This window comes from Pseudobdellovibrionaceae bacterium, from assembly GCA_020635075.1.
Taxonomy (GTDB): domain Bacteria; phylum Bdellovibrionota; class Bdellovibrionia; order Bdellovibrionales; family UBA1609; genus JADZEO01.
Map to the genome: position 1 here is coordinate 520,871 of JACKAM010000001.1, position 15,690 is coordinate 536,560.

At 51.6% G+C, this 15,690-nt stretch carries 18 protein-coding genes; 11 read left to right on the forward strand and 7 right to left on the reverse strand.

Features of this window, described 5'->3' with window-relative positions; all coding sequences use genetic code 11:
• Positions 1–21: 21 nt before the first annotated feature.
• Both purE and H6624_02170 read right to left on the reverse strand, forming a co-directional pair.
• Entirely contained in the window at positions 22–543 is a 522-nt protein-coding gene (purE, locus tag H6624_02165; protein ID MCB9083115.1) for a 5-(carboxyamino)imidazole ribonucleotide mutase, read from the reverse strand.
• Positions 540–1,664 (reverse strand): 5-(carboxyamino)imidazole ribonucleotide synthase, encoded by a 1,125-nt coding sequence (locus tag H6624_02170; protein ID MCB9083116.1) that lies wholly within the window; start codon positions 1,662–1,664, stop codon positions 540–542. The genes purE and H6624_02170 overlap by 4 nt, the downstream gene beginning before the upstream one ends.
• 83 nt (positions 1,665–1,747) lie before the next feature.
• On the opposite strand from H6624_02170, the gene H6624_02175 reads away from it, so the two are divergent.
• On the forward strand, positions 1,748–2,800 hold the full coding sequence (locus H6624_02175) for a tRNA-dihydrouridine synthase family protein (GenBank protein ID MCB9083117.1): 1,053 nt from the start codon (positions 1,748–1,750) through the stop codon (positions 2,798–2,800).
• A gap of 3 nt (positions 2,801–2,803) precedes the next feature.
• Here the strand turns inward: H6624_02175 and grxC are convergent, their stop codons facing one another.
• Both grxC and H6624_02185 read right to left on the reverse strand, forming a co-directional pair.
• The gene (gene grxC / locus H6624_02180) at positions 2,804–3,058 is read right to left on the reverse strand and encodes a glutaredoxin 3 (protein ID MCB9083118.1); all 255 of its coding nucleotides are present in this window, start codon (positions 3,056–3,058) and stop codon (positions 2,804–2,806) included.
• Positions 3,059–3,119: 61 nt separating this feature from the next.
• A complete protein-coding gene (locus tag H6624_02185) occupies positions 3,120–4,952 on the reverse strand; it encodes an APC family permease (protein MCB9083119.1) in 1,833 nt (610 codons plus the stop codon).
• Between the two features lie 171 nt (positions 4,953–5,123).
• On the opposite strand from H6624_02185, the gene H6624_02190 reads away from it, so the two are divergent.
• Positions 5,124–5,783, forward strand: coding sequence for a methyltransferase domain-containing protein (locus H6624_02190; protein MCB9083120.1), 660 nt, complete (start codon positions 5,124–5,126; stop codon positions 5,781–5,783).
• Here H6624_02190 and H6624_02195 read toward each other — a convergent pair.
• A complete protein-coding gene (locus H6624_02195) occupies positions 5,758–6,723 on the reverse strand; it encodes a tRNA-dihydrouridine synthase (protein ID MCB9083121.1) in 966 nt (321 codons plus the stop codon). The genes H6624_02190 and H6624_02195 overlap by 26 nt on opposite strands.
• A gap of 8 nt (positions 6,724–6,731) precedes the next feature.
• Entirely contained in the window at positions 6,732–7,202 is a 471-nt protein-coding gene (locus H6624_02200) for an EVE domain-containing protein (protein MCB9083122.1), read from the reverse strand.
• Positions 7,203–7,360: 158 nt separating this feature from the next.
• Between H6624_02200 and fumC the strand changes: the two genes are divergently transcribed.
• From fumC to H6624_02240, 8 genes are all read left to right on the forward strand, one after another.
• A complete protein-coding gene (fumC, locus tag H6624_02205; protein ID MCB9083123.1) occupies positions 7,361–8,749 on the forward strand; it encodes a class II fumarate hydratase in 1,389 nt (462 codons plus the stop codon).
• The gene (locus H6624_02210) at positions 8,746–9,312 is read left to right on the forward strand and encodes a TIGR00730 family Rossman fold protein (GenBank protein ID MCB9083124.1); all 567 of its coding nucleotides are present in this window, start codon (positions 8,746–8,748) and stop codon (positions 9,310–9,312) included. The genes fumC and H6624_02210 overlap by 4 nt, the downstream gene beginning before the upstream one ends.
• A 14-nt stretch (positions 9,313–9,326) precedes the next feature.
• Positions 9,327–10,202, forward strand: coding sequence for a hypothetical protein (locus H6624_02215; protein MCB9083125.1), 876 nt, complete (start codon positions 9,327–9,329; stop codon positions 10,200–10,202).
• 57 nt (positions 10,203–10,259) lie between these two features.
• A complete protein-coding gene (locus H6624_02220; protein MCB9083126.1) occupies positions 10,260–10,676 on the forward strand; it encodes a hypothetical protein in 417 nt (138 codons plus the stop codon).
• 16 nt (positions 10,677–10,692) lie between these two features.
• Positions 10,693–11,745 (forward strand): endonuclease/exonuclease/phosphatase family protein, encoded by a 1,053-nt coding sequence (locus H6624_02225; protein MCB9083127.1) that lies wholly within the window; start codon positions 10,693–10,695, stop codon positions 11,743–11,745.
• A 1-nt stretch (position 11,746) separates the two neighbouring features.
• A complete protein-coding gene (locus H6624_02230) occupies positions 11,747–12,538 on the forward strand; it encodes a sulfite exporter TauE/SafE family protein (GenBank protein ID MCB9083128.1) in 792 nt (263 codons plus the stop codon).
• A 135-nt stretch (positions 12,539–12,673) separates the two neighbouring features.
• A complete protein-coding gene (locus tag H6624_02235; protein ID MCB9083129.1) occupies positions 12,674–13,402 on the forward strand; it encodes a hypothetical protein in 729 nt (242 codons plus the stop codon).
• Complete coding sequence (locus H6624_02240; GenBank protein MCB9083130.1) at positions 13,395–13,715, forward strand: BolA family transcriptional regulator; 321 nt, start codon at positions 13,395–13,397, stop codon at positions 13,713–13,715. The genes H6624_02235 and H6624_02240 overlap by 8 nt, the downstream gene beginning before the upstream one ends.
• On the opposite strand, the gene H6624_02245 is transcribed toward H6624_02240, so the two are convergent.
• Entirely contained in the window at positions 13,712–13,894 is a 183-nt protein-coding gene (locus H6624_02245) for a hypothetical protein (protein MCB9083131.1), read from the reverse strand. The genes H6624_02240 and H6624_02245 overlap by 4 nt on opposite strands.
• A 101-nt stretch (positions 13,895–13,995) precedes the next feature.
• Here H6624_02245 and ettA point away from each other — a divergent pair, with 101 nt between their 5' ends.
• On the forward strand, positions 13,996–15,672 hold the full coding sequence (gene ettA, locus H6624_02250) for an energy-dependent translational throttle protein EttA (GenBank protein ID MCB9083132.1): 1,677 nt from the start codon (positions 13,996–13,998) through the stop codon (positions 15,670–15,672).
• Positions 15,673–15,690 lie beyond the last annotated feature (18 nt).

The window sequence follows — 15,690 nt, forward strand, 5'->3', positions numbered from 1 at the left end:
TCAGACTTTAGAGAGATAGTTTCACTTTGAGGCGCTGGGCTGAGAGGATCTTTTTTTTAGCCGGCCGTTGGCTCTGCCCACTTTCTTTCTTTGATTGGCTTCGAAATCGATAAGCTTTTTTGCGATGCGCTTGTCTTGCAGGCCCAGAATGCGCGCAGCCAGTAGACCAGCGTTAAATGAATTGTCCACTGCCATGGTGGCCACAGGAACGCCCTTTGGCATTTGTGCAATCGACAAGAGTGCATCGAGTCCATCCAGTTTTCCAACCAGAATGGGGACGCCAATGACAGGGAGAGGGGTGAGTGAGGCCACCATGCCTGGCAAATGGGCGGCACCACCAGCCCCGGCAATGATGACCTGGATGCCCCGTGATTTGGCCTTGGTTGCCCAGGTTTGCATAAAGCGCGGCGTGCGATGAGCAGACACAATTTTAATTTCGTAGGGAATTTTGAAATCTGACAATATTGTTTCAGCCAGCTCCATTTTTGGCAGGTCCGAGTCGCTCCCCATTATGATGGCCACGCGTGGTTTGGCTGAACTCATAGATGAAACTCCTTCTTGGCTTTTAACAAGCGGGCTAGGGCCGTCTGAGGCCCACTTCCTAATGCGGTGAGGTGACCCATTTTACGTCCCGGTCGATTGTCACTTTTTCCATACCAGTGCAGATTCAGGTTGGGAGGAAGGTTCCATGTTGGAGGGCCCCCCATTTCTCCCAAGAGGTTGAGCATGGCAAAGCCCGGCTTGCGCAATTCCACCGTACCTAACTTCATACCCAATAGGGCTTTAATATGCAGGGTAAACTGGTCAGAATTGAGAGCATCCAATGAGTAATGGCCGCTGTTATGCACCCGGGGCGCCACTTCATTGACCACCAAGCCTTGAGCGGTATCAAAGAACTCAAAACCAATCGCACCTACGTAGTCAATTTCGCCAAGCAAAGTCTTAATCTTCTTCGTGATGGCACCCAGGGAGCGGTGGCGCAGAGGGCCTTTTACCCAAAAACAGCGATTATCCTTTTGTTGGCTTTCCACTAGTGGCAAAAATGAGACCTCACCATTGATTGAGCGAACGGCCATCAGTGCCAATTCTCGGCGAAAGGTCACAAATGATTCGGCGATAAAGCCGTCCTTAACTTCACTCAGGAGCCCTTCGACCTTACTCGCATTTTGCCGATTGCGAACAATAAAAGTGCCGTAGCCATCATAACCAAAGCGGCGCTTTTTCAACACCAGACCTTTCGGGAATTTTTGCAAAGCCTCATCCAGTTGGTTGCGATTAGAGACCTCCATAAACGGAGAGGTGGTAATTTTGTATTTCTCTAGGAGCTGCTTTTGGATCAATCTATCTTGGAGTTTTCCCATCAATTCCGGTCGGGGAAAAAGGGGCGTTCCTGTTCCCTCGGCTACCTGTTGGAGCTGTAAAGCATCCAGGAACTCACTTTCAAAGGTGACCACATCAACTTGAGCAAAAAACCGTCTCAGGTCGGACTCCTTGGTCGGACTTCCTTGGTGCCAATGGCGAGTCACCAGGGCGGCCGGGTCCTCTTCTCCAGGACACAAGACGTGCATTCGCAGGCCCAGGCGTTGTCCCTGTTGAATGAGCATTCGCGCCAGCTGGCCGCCACCTAAAATCCCGACCTTCATTTTTGAGAATTGTTGACTCATTCCAAGGGTTTTCACCCGAGGAGGGGAAAAGGTCAAGGACTCCGGCCTTTCCTCTTTCTTCCTTTTGCACTATATTGCCGCGCATGAATTCTGATGTTCGTCCGCTGCCCCTGGAGGGCAGCGCCCATTTTCCCGTGGTCCTGGCTCCTATGGTGGGTTTGTCCCACATCGGTCTGAGGCTCTTGGTCAGGCACTACTGGCCGCAAGATGGGAAAGCTTTTTTCCCCACCGAAATGCTCAACAGCCGTCGCCTGCCCAATGAAAAGGTGGGGGCCACTCCCGAGACCTTTCGTTCCGACGAAGAAGTCGATCTTTGCCCTCAGATTTTAGGAAACGAACCAGGCCCTATTGCCAAATCGATTGAAGTGCTTGAGGACTGGGGAGCCGTGGCCGTCGATATCAACATGGGTTGCCCCGTCCAAAAGGCCCTGCGCCACAACTATGGAGTGGCCTTGATGGGTGATGTGGACTACGCGGGTCGGGTCACGGAAATGGCCACCAAAGTGGCTCGGGTTCCGGTGAGTGTGAAACTTAGAGCTGGACACCAGAATGATTTGGAATTCCTAGCCAAGTTTGTTCAACGCCTGGAAGAAGCTGGGGCAGCCTGGTTGACCATGCACCCGCGAACGGCTGAACAAAAACGGCGAGGACAGGCCGATTGGAGCCAGATCAAATTTGTCCGCGATCAGGTGAAGGTTCCGGTGATCGGCAATGGTGATGTGCAAACAGCAGGTGATGTTCAGAGGATGCTCACAGAAACCACCTGTGACGCCGTGATGGTGGGAAGGGCTTTGACTGCTCGCCCGTGGCTGGTTTGGCAAGTCGGAGAGGACTTGGGTTTTGATCCGCCGGCGGCAATGGTTGGCCGCCGAGCGCCCCGCACTCCACTGGAAGAGGGGCGGGAAATGGGTGAAGCCCTTAAGCTCCTCACACAAATCATGGCCGAGTACTTCCCGGAAAACTTGGGGATACGAAAACTGATGTTTTACATTCGCACCTGCAACCCTTGGTTGGTCTTTGGTCAACACTTGTTTGCCCTTTGCAGTCGCGCAAAGACCTACCCCCAGTTTCTTGAGGCCATCGATATCTTCTTTTCTCAGGAGCAGGCGATGATGGAGAAAACCGATCTAAGATAGACTTTAGGCGTTGAGCTTGGCATCGAGTTGGTCGGCATCTTCCAGAGCCGCAAGGTCCGAGTAACCACCAATAAACTCCTCACCAATAAAAATCTGCGGGATGGTTTTGAATCCAGTACGGGCACGTAAAGCCTGAAGTTCGTCGTCCTTGCCGTCCAAGTTGATTTCTTCGAAAGTCACACCCTTGTCATTGAGTAAATTCTTAGCTCTTACGCAATAGGGACATACGGTCCAAGTGTAAATGGTTACTTTAGCCATGGTAAACGGCTCCTTTATTATTGACTGTCTTTTAGCAATGTTGGCAGGAGGGTTCAAGTCCTTAGACCAAAATGGTCATGACGTTACATTCCAGCTCTTGGGAAATATTGTCCGCCAACTCTCGGCTATTCTTCGGATCTCGTCCCGTGCCAAAGATTAGACTTTGGAAATTAACCATCTTTTTAAGGGTCTGAAGGCCTTCGGTGAAACTTCCGGGCAAGATTTTAACTGTCAAAACGATATCTTCATTGGCAAAGATGGGGGTTACCTGTTGGGAGACCACCCGCTGTAGAAGCTGAAAAAAGAAGCCTTCCGGGTCCTTTCCTTCTTCTGCATGAAAGATAAAGAGTTCGAACGGTCCTGATTTCTTTTTGAGAATGTCCTGAATGGCCCGTGTGATCAGTCGCCGGGCGCCCGTACCACCCGTGCACAACACAAACTTGGGAAGATCATTGGGGAGGTCGGTGTCCTCACGAAATTTGCCAAGGCCAAGGCGGAGATCAGATCGGGTTTCTAACCGTCGCTCCAAAACCCCCCATCGGAAGTAGGCCATTGCCAACAGGGTTCCTGTTAAAAGTACAGTCAACAGCAACAGGCTTCTTTCATTGGCGTGAAGCACGAGGATGGCTCCCGCTATAGCCAGAACAACCCCCGAAAAGAGAGGCCCAACGGGAATTGAGCGACTGTGAACATGAAGAACAATCTTAGATAAAAAGTCTTGAGGGGTGTCCCTGCGCATGGGGCGGTTGCGCATCAGGACGACGCCAATGCAAAAACTCACCATCACACCGAGGAAGGAAATTTCATAAACTTTTGCGACGATGTCCACTTCACCAGCGACCAGGGCCGACATCATCATGGAGACCACCATAAAGGGCAGGGCAATCGCCGGATAACCTTGAATGGTGGGAAATTTATGCGCCAACCGATAGAGCAAGACCTCTGGCAGATTTCCCTGTTTAGCCATTGTCGTGGCAAGACCAATAAAGCCCACGAATGCGGTGTTGGTGGCCGCAAACAGAGTCAGAGTGGCATCTATGACAACGATGGCGAGGAAAACCCGGCCACCCAGGTGGTCGGCTAAGCCAGATAGCAAGTAATTCAAATCGCTATTGACCTGTTCGGGAGTGAGCAGCAGGAGACAAAAGAAGGAGATAAAAGGAGCCGTGAGAGACACCAAGACCACCACCGCCCGATAGAGGTAGCGCACGGTCTTCATCGCAGGCGCTTCAAGCTCTTCAACAATCTGTGCAGCAGATTCAAAACCAGTAATACCCAAAAAGGCGGCGGCGAATCCATACATCACCATTGGAAAAGTGATTTCCTTGGTCGGATGAATCATCTTGAATTTGGCAAAATCAATCAACGACCAATTGAAGACGGTGTAACCCAAACTCCACACCACCATGATCAGCAAAAGTGCAAAGTGAAAGATGGCCACGAGAGTGACAAGTTTAGCTGGTTCTTTGATGCCCCTGGTGTTGAGCAGACCAAACAAGATCAGAGGAATAAAGGACAGCAAGACAACTGTTGAGCTGGAAAAGCCACCAAAGAGTGAGGAGAGATAAAAACCTCCCGACAAAGCACTGACGGCAGCCGTTGCCAGGTAGGAGACAAAGGTGAGGGCTCCGGCCAAGACCGCTGCTCTTCGGCCCATGCTCCGCAAAATCATAGAATAAGCACCACCATTGTAGGGACTCATGGCCAAACCCTCTTCATAGGTGCGCTTAAACAGCCACATCATCAGGCAGCAGATGAGGACAAAAATGGGAGCCAGATAGCCCACGATGGGGTAGAGAATTCCCGTTCCATAAAAAACTGAGGTGCCGATATCGGCACCAACAATTCCGGCGCCGATGATCCAGGGTAGTCCCGCTTTTCCGTTGGCAGACAAGGTGCTCTCCTGCTGTTGGACTCAATGAAAGTGCTTGTATTATCGAAACTGATGGCTCATTTTTCAAGGATTCTTCAGGGAGTCAAGGAGAGTCATGAGGCCTAAGTCTGGTCATGAATTTAATACGCCCGCGGCGCGGCAAATGAGAGGGCCTGGGTGGTGAGTTGTCCAATGTGTTCCGGGCTGCGATTGGTTGGGGGTGATTGGCCCAAGTCCCCCTCTCAGGTCCGGCCTTATTGTTACATTGAAAACACCAAACGGCACTATTGGTGGTGTCCTGATTGTGACCTGGTCTTTCTCGATCCTCAACAAAGACCTGACCCTGGTAGTGAAAGAGAACGCTATCTCAGTCACAACAACGACCCGGGTGATCCTCGCTACGAAAAGTACTTGTCGCTAGTGGTTCAGCCCATCATTGATGAAAAGGCTGAGAATTCAGAGCCCGTGCTTGTTCTTGATTATGGCTGTGGCCCAACAACGGGAATTGAAACGCTATGGAGCGGCCACGATCTATCAGTGGAAAGCTATGATCCTTTTTTCTACCCGAATCTTCCCTTAGAGCCCAAGCATCGCTTTGACTATGTGATCAGCTGTGAGTCCGCCGAACACTTTTACGAGCCTCACCAGGACTGGTACAAAATCTCCCAACTCCTCAAGCCCGATGGCAAGGTCATCTTGCGCACGGGTTGGCGCCCCCCTACGATGGAAGAGTTTAAAAAGTGGGGATACCACCACGACCCCACTCACGTGTGTTTTTATTCCGCTAAGACGGTCGAGTGGCTTCGGCAAAATTTCAAAATAGAGATCAGGACAGTTGGTCTGTGGAATTAGCAAGTAGGATTTGGCGAAAATCCTCTAAGGAGTTCACACGTTTTGCTCTCTCAAATACACTCTGAGCACTGGAGTACTGACGAGCCAGCTGGCGCAGCCATTGTTTCCCGCGATTAAGGGCAAAGCCCGAGTGTCGGCCTCTTGAACAGCGGTCAAGAAAAGGAATAAGCAGGCGGTCTTGAATATCAGACCAGTGGAGAGGGGTATAGGGTTCATTAAATAAATGGGCTTTGAGAACTCGGGCCAAATCCGGAAAGGCAATCAAAGGACGCCCCAAGGCCACATCCGGACAACCAGAGGCTCTCACACACAAATCGTAGTCCTTTGCGTTCCAAATATCTCCGTTGGCCACCACCGGTACCTGAACGGCTTCGCGCATCAGCCCGATGTATTCCCAATGAGCGGGAGGTTGATAACCCTCAGCCCGGGTGCGGGCGTGAATGGTGAGGCGGGATGCTTCGGCTTGGTCCACGGCCTGAGCAATCTCGATTGCCAAGGTTTTGTCGGCAAAACCAAGTCTGACTTTCGCCGTCACCGGACACTCAGGAGGTACCGCCTGGCGAACCGCAAAAACCACGTCGAAGAGGCGATGAGGGTTTTTAAGAAGAGTGGCGCCCCCATCGTGGCGATTCACTGTCTTTGCTGGACAGCCAAAGTTCAAATCAATTCCCGGTGCGCCCAACTCATAGGCGCGAAGGGCGTTGACCGCCAGCCATTCCGGTTTTCCGCCCAACAGCTGCACATAGACGGGCACCCCGGAAGGGGTCTTTCCTCCTGAGAGAAGTTCAGGGCAGTACTTGTGAAAGACGTGATCGGGAATCTCCCGGTCGGTGACGCGTACAAATTCCGTGGTGCATTGGTCGATGCCGCCCACCGAAGTGAGCAGATCACGCATAATGGCGTCCACCACGCCTTCCATTGGGGCCAGAGCAACAAACATGTGCGCGCCTAATCGTGACTCTGGGCCCAGTCGACGACGGCTTTGAACTCACCGGGGGTGACCGGTTGAATGGAGAGCCTCATGCCCTTTTTGATGACCATCATGTTCTTAAGCGGCTTCATTTTCTTCATTTCATCGAGGCCCAAGATCCCCGCAAAGGCGGCGCGAAACTTCACCTCGACACAGTACCAGATGGGGTTTTCTTTGCTCGCCTTAGGATCAAAGTACTTGGAGTTTTTGTCGAGTGCCGTTGGGTCAGGAATAGCGGCTGCCGAGACCACGGCCGTTCCGGCCACACCAGGAGGCTTGGCGTTGGAGTGATAAAAAAGAATTTCATCACCAACCTTCATGTCCTTCATCATAAAGTTGCGGGCTTGGTAATTGCGCACCCCATCCCAGAGGGAGGTCTTTTTCTGTTTTAGGTCAGCAATTGAAAACACATCCGGCTCGGACTTCATCAGCCAGTACCGCTTTGCCATGGGGTCACCTCCAAAGCCCCCAATCTGCCGCCCCCTTGGGGTTGTGTCCAGCGCTTTTTTGGGCGCTGCGCTAGTGCGAAAAAGGGGCTGATTTCCATGGGTAATAGGATTACTTTCCCAAATCTACAAACAACAAGTGCCCGAGAAGGAGGTCCCAGGTGGAATTCCGTGTGGAAAAAGACAGCATTGGCGAGATCAAGGTGCCCTCAGATCGGTTGTGGGGAGCCCAAACCCAAAGGAGTCTTCAGAACTTCAAAATTGGCGGTGATCGGTTCCCACGGGAGATGATTCGTGCCTTGGGCGTTCTTAAAAAATCGGCCGCGCGGGCCAATCAGGAGCTGGGACTCCTGGATAAAAACAAGGCCGAGTTCATCATCAAGGCGGCTGACGAAGTGATCTCTGGGGAATTGGATGAGCACTTTCCTTTGGTTGTTTGGCAGACGGGGAGTGGAACCCAAACCAACATGAATAGCAACGAAGTGATAGCCAACCGGGCAATTCAACTCAAGGGCGGCACATTGGGGGGGAAAGAGATCCACCCAAACGATGACGTGAACAAGGCCCAGTCCTCTAACGACACCTTCCCGACGGCCATGCACATTGCCGTAGGAGAGCAGGTGAAAAACCGCCTGTTGCCAATGATGAAGAAGCTCAGGGATGCCACTGAGTCCAAGCGCAAAGAATTTCAGGATATCGTCAAGATTGGTCGCACCCACTTGATGGACGCCACGCCTTTGACTTTGGGTCAGGAGTTCTCAGCTTACGTCACTCAACTTGATTTTGGCATGGAGAGAGTGGAAGAAGCTCTGCAAAAGGTTTACCTTTTGGCCCTGGGTGGGACCGCCGTGGGGACGGGTTTGAACACCCACCCAGATTTTGCCTATAAGGCAGCAGGCTTTATTGCTGAAGAAACTGGTTTGGCTTTTAAATCGGCACCCAATAAATTCGAAGCCTTGGCTGCCCATGATGCCTTGGTCCAAATGAGTGGATCCCTCAAGACTGTGGCCTGCAGTCTGATGAAAATGGCCAATGACGTCCGCCTTTTGGGAAGTGGTCCTCGCTGCGGCATAGGTGAGCTCATTCTGCCCGCCAATGAGCCTGGTAGCTCGATCATGCCTGGCAAAGTGAATCCCACCCAATGCGAAGCCATGACGATGGTTTGCGCCCAGGTCATAGGTAACGACATGGCCGTGGCCGTCGGCGGTTGCACGGGCCATTTTGAACTGAATGTCTTTAAGCCGGTGATGGTGTTTAACGTCCTCAATTCGGTGCGCCTGATTGCCGATGCCTGTGAGAGTTTCACTGATAACTGCATGGTGGGTATTGAGGCCAACCGCGCCCAGGTGAAGAAGCATCTGGAGAACTCTCTGATGTTGGTGACGGCCTTGAATCCTCACATTGGCTATGACAACGCGGCCAAGATTGCCAAAACGGCCTACGAGAACAACTCCACCTTGAGGGAAGAGGCCATTCGTTTGGGTCTTTTGGACGGCGACAAGTTTGATCAGGTGGTGTGTCCGGAAGATATGATTGGTCCCAAAAAATGAGTGGCAGCGTTTGCGTCTTCTGCTCGGCCAGTGACCACGTGTCGCCCTTTTTCTTTTCCGAAATAGAGATATTGGGGCGACTATTGGCGGAGGCTGGCCTTGAAGTTTGGTATGGAGGTGCGTCCGTCGGCCTCATGGGCCGCTTGGCTGACAGCGTGATTAAACATGGGGGAGTGGTCAAAGGGATAATGCCTCGGGCTTTTGAAGACCAAGAAATCATTCATCAGGGGCTGGCCGAACTCATTCACGTGGATACTTTGGTGGAGAGAAAGGAAGCCATGCTGGCTAAGGCCGACGCCTTTCTGGCCTTTCCCGGGGGAGTGGGTACTTTGGATGAGTTGATGGAAGTGATGGCCCACCGGCAGCTGGGGTTGACCCAAAAGCCCCTTATAATTTTGAATATTTTGGATTTCTGGAGGGGATTCCTTGATTCTCTGGTGGAAATGCAGCAGCAACGAATGATCAGCATGGGCCTGGATGAGTTGTTCGATGTGGTCGAGCAGCCTCAGGAAGCCCTGACGCTTCTTCATAAATACCGCATTGTCGGCAACACTCCGGGGTAAAAGAGGGTTTCTGAATGGCTACGGAATTGGAAAACAACGCCCGTCTTTCCTGGATGTACAAGGATGATATTCGTCCTTATGTTTTCGTTCGCGAGGAAAACCGTATCAAGAATCCGGGATCTGTCCTCAATGTGGATTGGTTTCCTCCGGGCAAACTTCTTTATCTAAATCCTTTGCATATGAGTTCCCGTGGATTTGGGGATCAGATCATGAAAATGGAGACCATGGCCTTTGGCCCCAGTGGCATGCCCATGCCCCGGTGGGTGTTTTACGACTGTGCTGTGATGCCCGGATTTGTGGCTGGCTTCGCTCACCGGACATCCACCTTGCCGGAAGAGATCAAAACCATACTCACTGTGGACCCTAGCAATGAATGGACCCCTATTTCATTGTTCATCATCATTCCCAGCATGGGAGAAGGGGAGTGGGTGGCGCACAATCTATCGTCCATTAATGCCCTGATTCCCAAGGAGCACCGGTTCTATGGTTTGGGGTTTCTGACCAAGGCCTTTGGTATGTGGCAGGCGAATATTGAAAGCTGCTGTGGGATGACTCAATGGCAAAGTCCAGCAGTTCGGCTTCACAGCCACTACGGGCCCTTTGAGATTTTGACGTCCTACACTCCTTTGCACTCCTATGCCCGCACCTTGACTTACCGCCTGAAGACCAATACCGAATATTGGCGGGAGTTTTTTGGTCTGGCTCAAGTGGAAAACGACTTCAACCAGCGATTTCAGGCTACCGGATTTGAAGTCGATCCCAAGCAGGACTCCAGTCTGAAGGACCTTCAGTCCAGGATTGAAGAGGGAGAGGGGCCGTTCTTCCTCAGCGCGACTGAAGTCCGCAAGAAGCCCCTTGATGCGGCTCTCACTCTTTATACACCACGCTAAAAGTCAGAAGCTTGAATGGTCCCTTTACCCGCGGAGCTTTCTTAGAGACAATAGGTTATGGATGAAATCAAAGAATTGCCCGCAGTGGCCCAACGAATTTGTTTAGACTGCAAAAAGTGTGAGTGTGAACGGTTTTTCACCGTTATCGCCCACACCACAAAAACTTCAGCAAAAGTAGAGTGCGAAGTTTGTAAGTCAAAAAAGACCTACAAGCTTCCATCCAAAAAGAAAACGGGTAAAAAGAAAACCACCCGTCGTTCTGCTGCTGATAAACACTCCGAGAAGTGGACAGAACTTCGGGATCAGTTTGGGAATGGCGATGTGGTTCCCTACAAAATGACCCAGGAGTTTGCTGTTAACACAGCTATTCAGCATCCTAAGTTTGGTCTGGGGATTGTGACCGAAGCTTCTGGTCATGCCATCCAGGTGACCTTCGAGGATGTGGATCGCGCCTTGGTTCACAATCGAACCTGATAACTAAAGAGAGGTAATGGCCGTGCGACTGCTCACCTACAACCTGTGGCATGGGTTGGACGGCCAGGGCCTGCTTTTTTTTGGTGAGCTTGAGCCCAGAAAACGAAAGCTGGCTAGAGCTCAGGTGCAAATTGAATGTCTGCGCAGGTGGTCGGCCGATTTGCTATTTCTTCAGGAAGTAAACCCACTTTTCCCCGCTGCCTATTATTACTCCTCACAATTGGGTAAAGACCACATCAGTCAGATGGATCTCAGTGGCATCAAACTGTTGGGCTTTGGCCCGCCATTTAACCTCCAATCAGGGCAGGTCATTCTCGCACCCAAGAAATGGCGATTGCGGAGTTTGGGAGGTGAGCAGCTCAGCGGTGATCGCCCGGCCAACCAGGGACTCTTCTCCTTTCAACTCCGTGAATCCCGTTATGCTTTGTTTGGCGAAATGGAGCATCCAAGCTGGGGGAGAGTATTGCTGGCAAATGTCCACCTTCATCATGGCTTGGAATATGACAACAGCTGGAACTTGATCCTCAATCGAGCGGTACAGGAAGGTGAACTGCTCGAAAGCGAAAGGCGCATTTTGCAGCGGCAACTTCTAAAGGGAGATGTCCGTCGGGAAAAGGAGGTTAACCGCCTTTTGCTTAAGATCGAAAGTCTCAGCTCCAAGTACGACCTCGTGCTGGTGGCCGGTGACTTTAACTCCAGCCCGGCGAGTCCTGTGGTGCGCATGATGCATTCCGCGGGTTTTCAGGATTCCTGGTTGGCTTCGGGTCAGGCGCTGCCAGGACTCACTTGGTCTCATCAGGGTAATGAAGAGAATCACGCCTTTAACGACGGATTTCAAGGTGGCTTTACTTGGGACGAGGACGCTGGGCCTGAATCCATTCGCGGTCGTCTGTTGAGTTTGGCTCATGAAGCTGAGCGACGACCGCGTCGAATTGATTATCTTTTTTATCGCACATCCCATAAGGTCCTTCTAAAGACAGAATTGTTTACTGGTCAAAGTGAAGAGTCCGATCTTTTTGGATCTGATCACTTCGGATTGGGTGTGATCATGCAAAAGGCAGCCAACTAAAATGATGGAGCTGTATCTTCTTGTCTCCCTTGGCTTTGTGGTTGGGGCCTTCTCTGCCCTGTTTGGGGTTGGGGGTGGAGTCCTCATCGTTCCTCTTTTGCCCTTAGCCGTAAATCTCGGTGTGCGCGAAACCATTGCCACCAGCCTGTTTGCCATTCTACTCGTGGTGGCCAACAACACCATTGCCTTTCAGCGCAAGAAAGTGATTGAGTGGAAAATCGCCCTGCGTATGGGGCCGATGACGGCAGTAGGTTCCTATACAGCCGGATGGGCCACGCGCTGGCTGTCACCGGTGTTTCTAAAATATCTGCTGGCCAGCCTGCTTTTGGTGTTCGTGATTCGCGCTTGGGCGGGAATTCGCGATATCTCTCAAGCCAAGGGCAAAAACTGGATCGCAGCCGGGGTCGGTGTGATTGCAGGCATGGCTTCAGGATTGAGCGGAGTGGGTTCAGGGGTCATTCTGTCTCCATTTATGATGGCCATGAGGCTGGTGGAGCACACCCGAGTGTCTCCTACGGCCAATGCCATCATGTGCTTTACCACCTCATTTGGGGCGCTGGCATTTGTCAGCTGGCCAGAAGCCGGTCAGCCCTGGGTTTGGGGGCAAGTACATGCGGAAAAGTCTCTGGTTCTCGTGCTCGGTGCCTGGATTTCGAGCTATTTTGCCCGTCGTTGGCAGCATCGGGTACCGGAAAAGCCTCGTCGACGCATTCTTCTCGCGGTCCTATTCCTTCTATCTTTGAAGGTATTTTGGGATGCCTACAGTCTGCAAGTTGGGACAGGGCATCCATAATTGCGTCTCTTTGTCAGGACTTTAGATTTTCTTTGCAATTTCAAAATCCCTTCTTTACTCTGCCCTTGCGTTCGTCCAACAAAGGGGGATTGATTGGACTGTCGCCACACCCGCAGAATCAGGGGTATTCGTCGGTTGAACCGACTCATGACTCTTGTCATCTGTTCAGTCATAGGGGCTGTCACCGCGTCTGCGGATGACAATTTTCTTCACAACTTACGTCAGGACCTCACGGTTCCAGAGCACTGTCGGGACACCCAAATTGATTTCTTTCAATTAAAGGGTCTGCAGACATTTACCTATGGAATTGAAGGGGCCAGGGACCGGGGATTCAGTCATGAGTACCCGATTGGGCGTCGAGACGCTCAGGCGCTTTGGGAAATTCTCCGTCCACCAAGTAAAGGTGGTCACAGCGGAGGCTACGATGCCCACAAAAAGCGCAAGGAGCCGCCGCCCAGCCGGAGCAATCTGGTCCAATACCTGGACATCATCGATGCCTATCGAGACCAAATGGGTTTTGACTTTGGCAGCGAGGGCGAAGTGCTTGAGATTCTGGCCATCGTCGCTCTTAAGGAGAGCTTTCCGGAGAATGAGTACTTTATCACTGGAGGTGTTGAGTACCATGAATCCGGTGATCACCGCACCTTGGGCGAGTTGGACTTGGTGGTTGGGCGCAACTCAAGCTGCAAGGTCGAGTTTGTTGGAGAGGCCAAGCTGGGAACCAGGATGCTCGGCAAAGCTCGGCAGCAGTTGGCACGTTTCAGGGATTTTCTCGCGCGCAATGAGCGCTATTTGTCTTGGCACGGCTTGGATTCCTGGTTGGGAGTCCAGCAGCTAGAGCCTAGGTCTGAGCTTGATTATTGAGGATCGCATCCGTACAAAGCTGGCTGAGGCCTTTGCGCCTCAGCACCTGGCTGTTGTCAATGAAAGCAGTGAACATAATGTTCCGCCGGGCTCGGAAACCCACTTTATGGTGGTCGTGGTGAGCAAGGTCTTTGAAGGCATGAGTCGAATTGACCGGCAACGGCGGATTTTTGAAGTCTTGGCCCAAGAACTAAATGATGGAGTCCATGCCCTCAGTCAGCGCACTTTTTCTCCTGAAGAGTGGCAGAAGAGTAAACAGCAAGTGGTGGCTTCTCCTCAATGTTTGGGTGGATCTAAATTCGATAAAAACTAACGAGACAGCTCTTCAAGCTTGGACTTGAGTTGCGTCCACAGGAGCCTTCTTTTGCTCAGGTAATCCCGTTTGTTTTGGGGATCTCCATCTTGATCTAGCTGCCATTCTTCCATGAGTTTAACACTCTTGGCACAGGCGTCGAACAGACGTTTTGGTTTCTTTTCCCGATCATTCCCCATAGGGTGTTTAAAAACCCTTGGGTCGCTTTTGACAAGACAAATCAAGGTGCGATACACATTTGCCTTTGTATTTGCTGATCTCACATTTGAGGAGGTGCTCAGTGGCAGAAGATATCATCTATACCATGAAAGGCGTGGGGAAGGTCTATCCTCCTAACCGTTATGTGCTCAAAGATATTTATCTGTCTTACTTCTACGGTGCCAAAATCGGCGTGTTAGGGCTCAACGGTGCAGGGAAATCGTCACTGTTAAAGATCATGGCTGGAGTGGATCAGGACTTCCTCGGTGAGGCTTTTCCGGCCCGAGATTTTAAAGTGGGCTATTTGGAACAAGAACCAAAGCTGGACGAGTCCAAGTCCGTCAAAGAAAACATCATGGACGGATTGGGGGAACTCAACCACTATTTGACTGAATTTCACAAGATTAGTGAGCAGCTCTGTGATCCGGATCTGGACCCGGACAAAATGGAAAAGTTGATTGAAAAGCAGGGTTCCTATCAGGAGAAGATCGAAGCTCTTGACGGTTGGGAAGTGGATCAAAAGATAGAGCAGGCGATGGATGCTCTCCGTTGTCCCCCTGGAGACAGCCCTGTGGATGTTTTGTCTGGCGGCGAGCGGCGTCGTGTGGCTCTGGCCCGATTGTTGTTGTCCAATCCCGATATTCTTCTTCTCGACGAGCCGACCAACCACTTGGACGCAGAATCCGTGACCTGGTTGGAGAATTATTTGGCCAAATTCCCGGGCACCGTGATTGCTGTCACCCACGACCGCTATTTTCTCGACAATGTGGCCGGCTGGATTTTGGAATTAGACCGCGGGGAAGGGATTCCCTGGAAGGGCAACTACTCTTCTTGGCTTGAGCAAAAGGACCGTCGTTTGGCTCAAGAACAAAAGGCGGACGACCGTCGCATGAAAACCTTGGAGAGGGAGTTGGAATGGGTACGTATGTCACCCAAAGGTCGTCACGCCAAAGCCAAATCACGTGTATCCAATTATGAGTCTTTGCTGAAGGAGCCCACACCTGAGAAGTTAAAGGATCTGCAAATCTACATTCCTGCGGGACCCCGTCTGGGCGAAGTGGTGGTTGAAGCCAAGGGTGTGTCCAAGGCTTATGGCGACAAGCTTTTGTATGAAAACATGGAATTCACTGTTCCTCGCGGGGCCATTGTCGGTGTGGTCGGACCCAACGGAGCGGGAAAAACCACCCTGTTTCGCATGATCACTGGTCAGGAGCAGCCCGATGGCGGAACCTTCAAAGTCGGTGACACAGTGAAAATTGCCCATATCGATCAGTCTCGGGATAAATTGGATCCAAACAAAACTGTGTTTGAGGAAATCACTGACGGTCAGGACATTGTCCAGTTGGGAGGAAAGGAAGTGGCTTCCCGGGCCTATGTGTCCTGGTTCAACTTCTCAGGCGGTGACCAGCAGAAAAAAGTGGGCACCTTATCAGGTGGAGAGCGCAACCGCCTCTATTTGGCCAAGATGCTCAAAGAGGGTGGCAACCTCCTGCTTCTCGACGAGCCGACCAATGATCTGGACGTCAACACCATGCGCGCTCTCGAAGATGCCCTGGGGGAATTTGGTGGCAGTGCCGTGATTATCAGCCATGATCGTTGGTTTTTGGATCGGGTGTGCACACACACCCTGGCCTTCGAGGGGGACAGTCAGGTGTATTGGTACCCAGGCCCCTATTCCGAGTATGAAGAGGACTACAAAAAGAGAATGGGTGTTGAGACCTTGGTCCCCAAGCGGATCCGTTACCGCCAACTCCAGTAAATCTGTTCAATGTTCCAG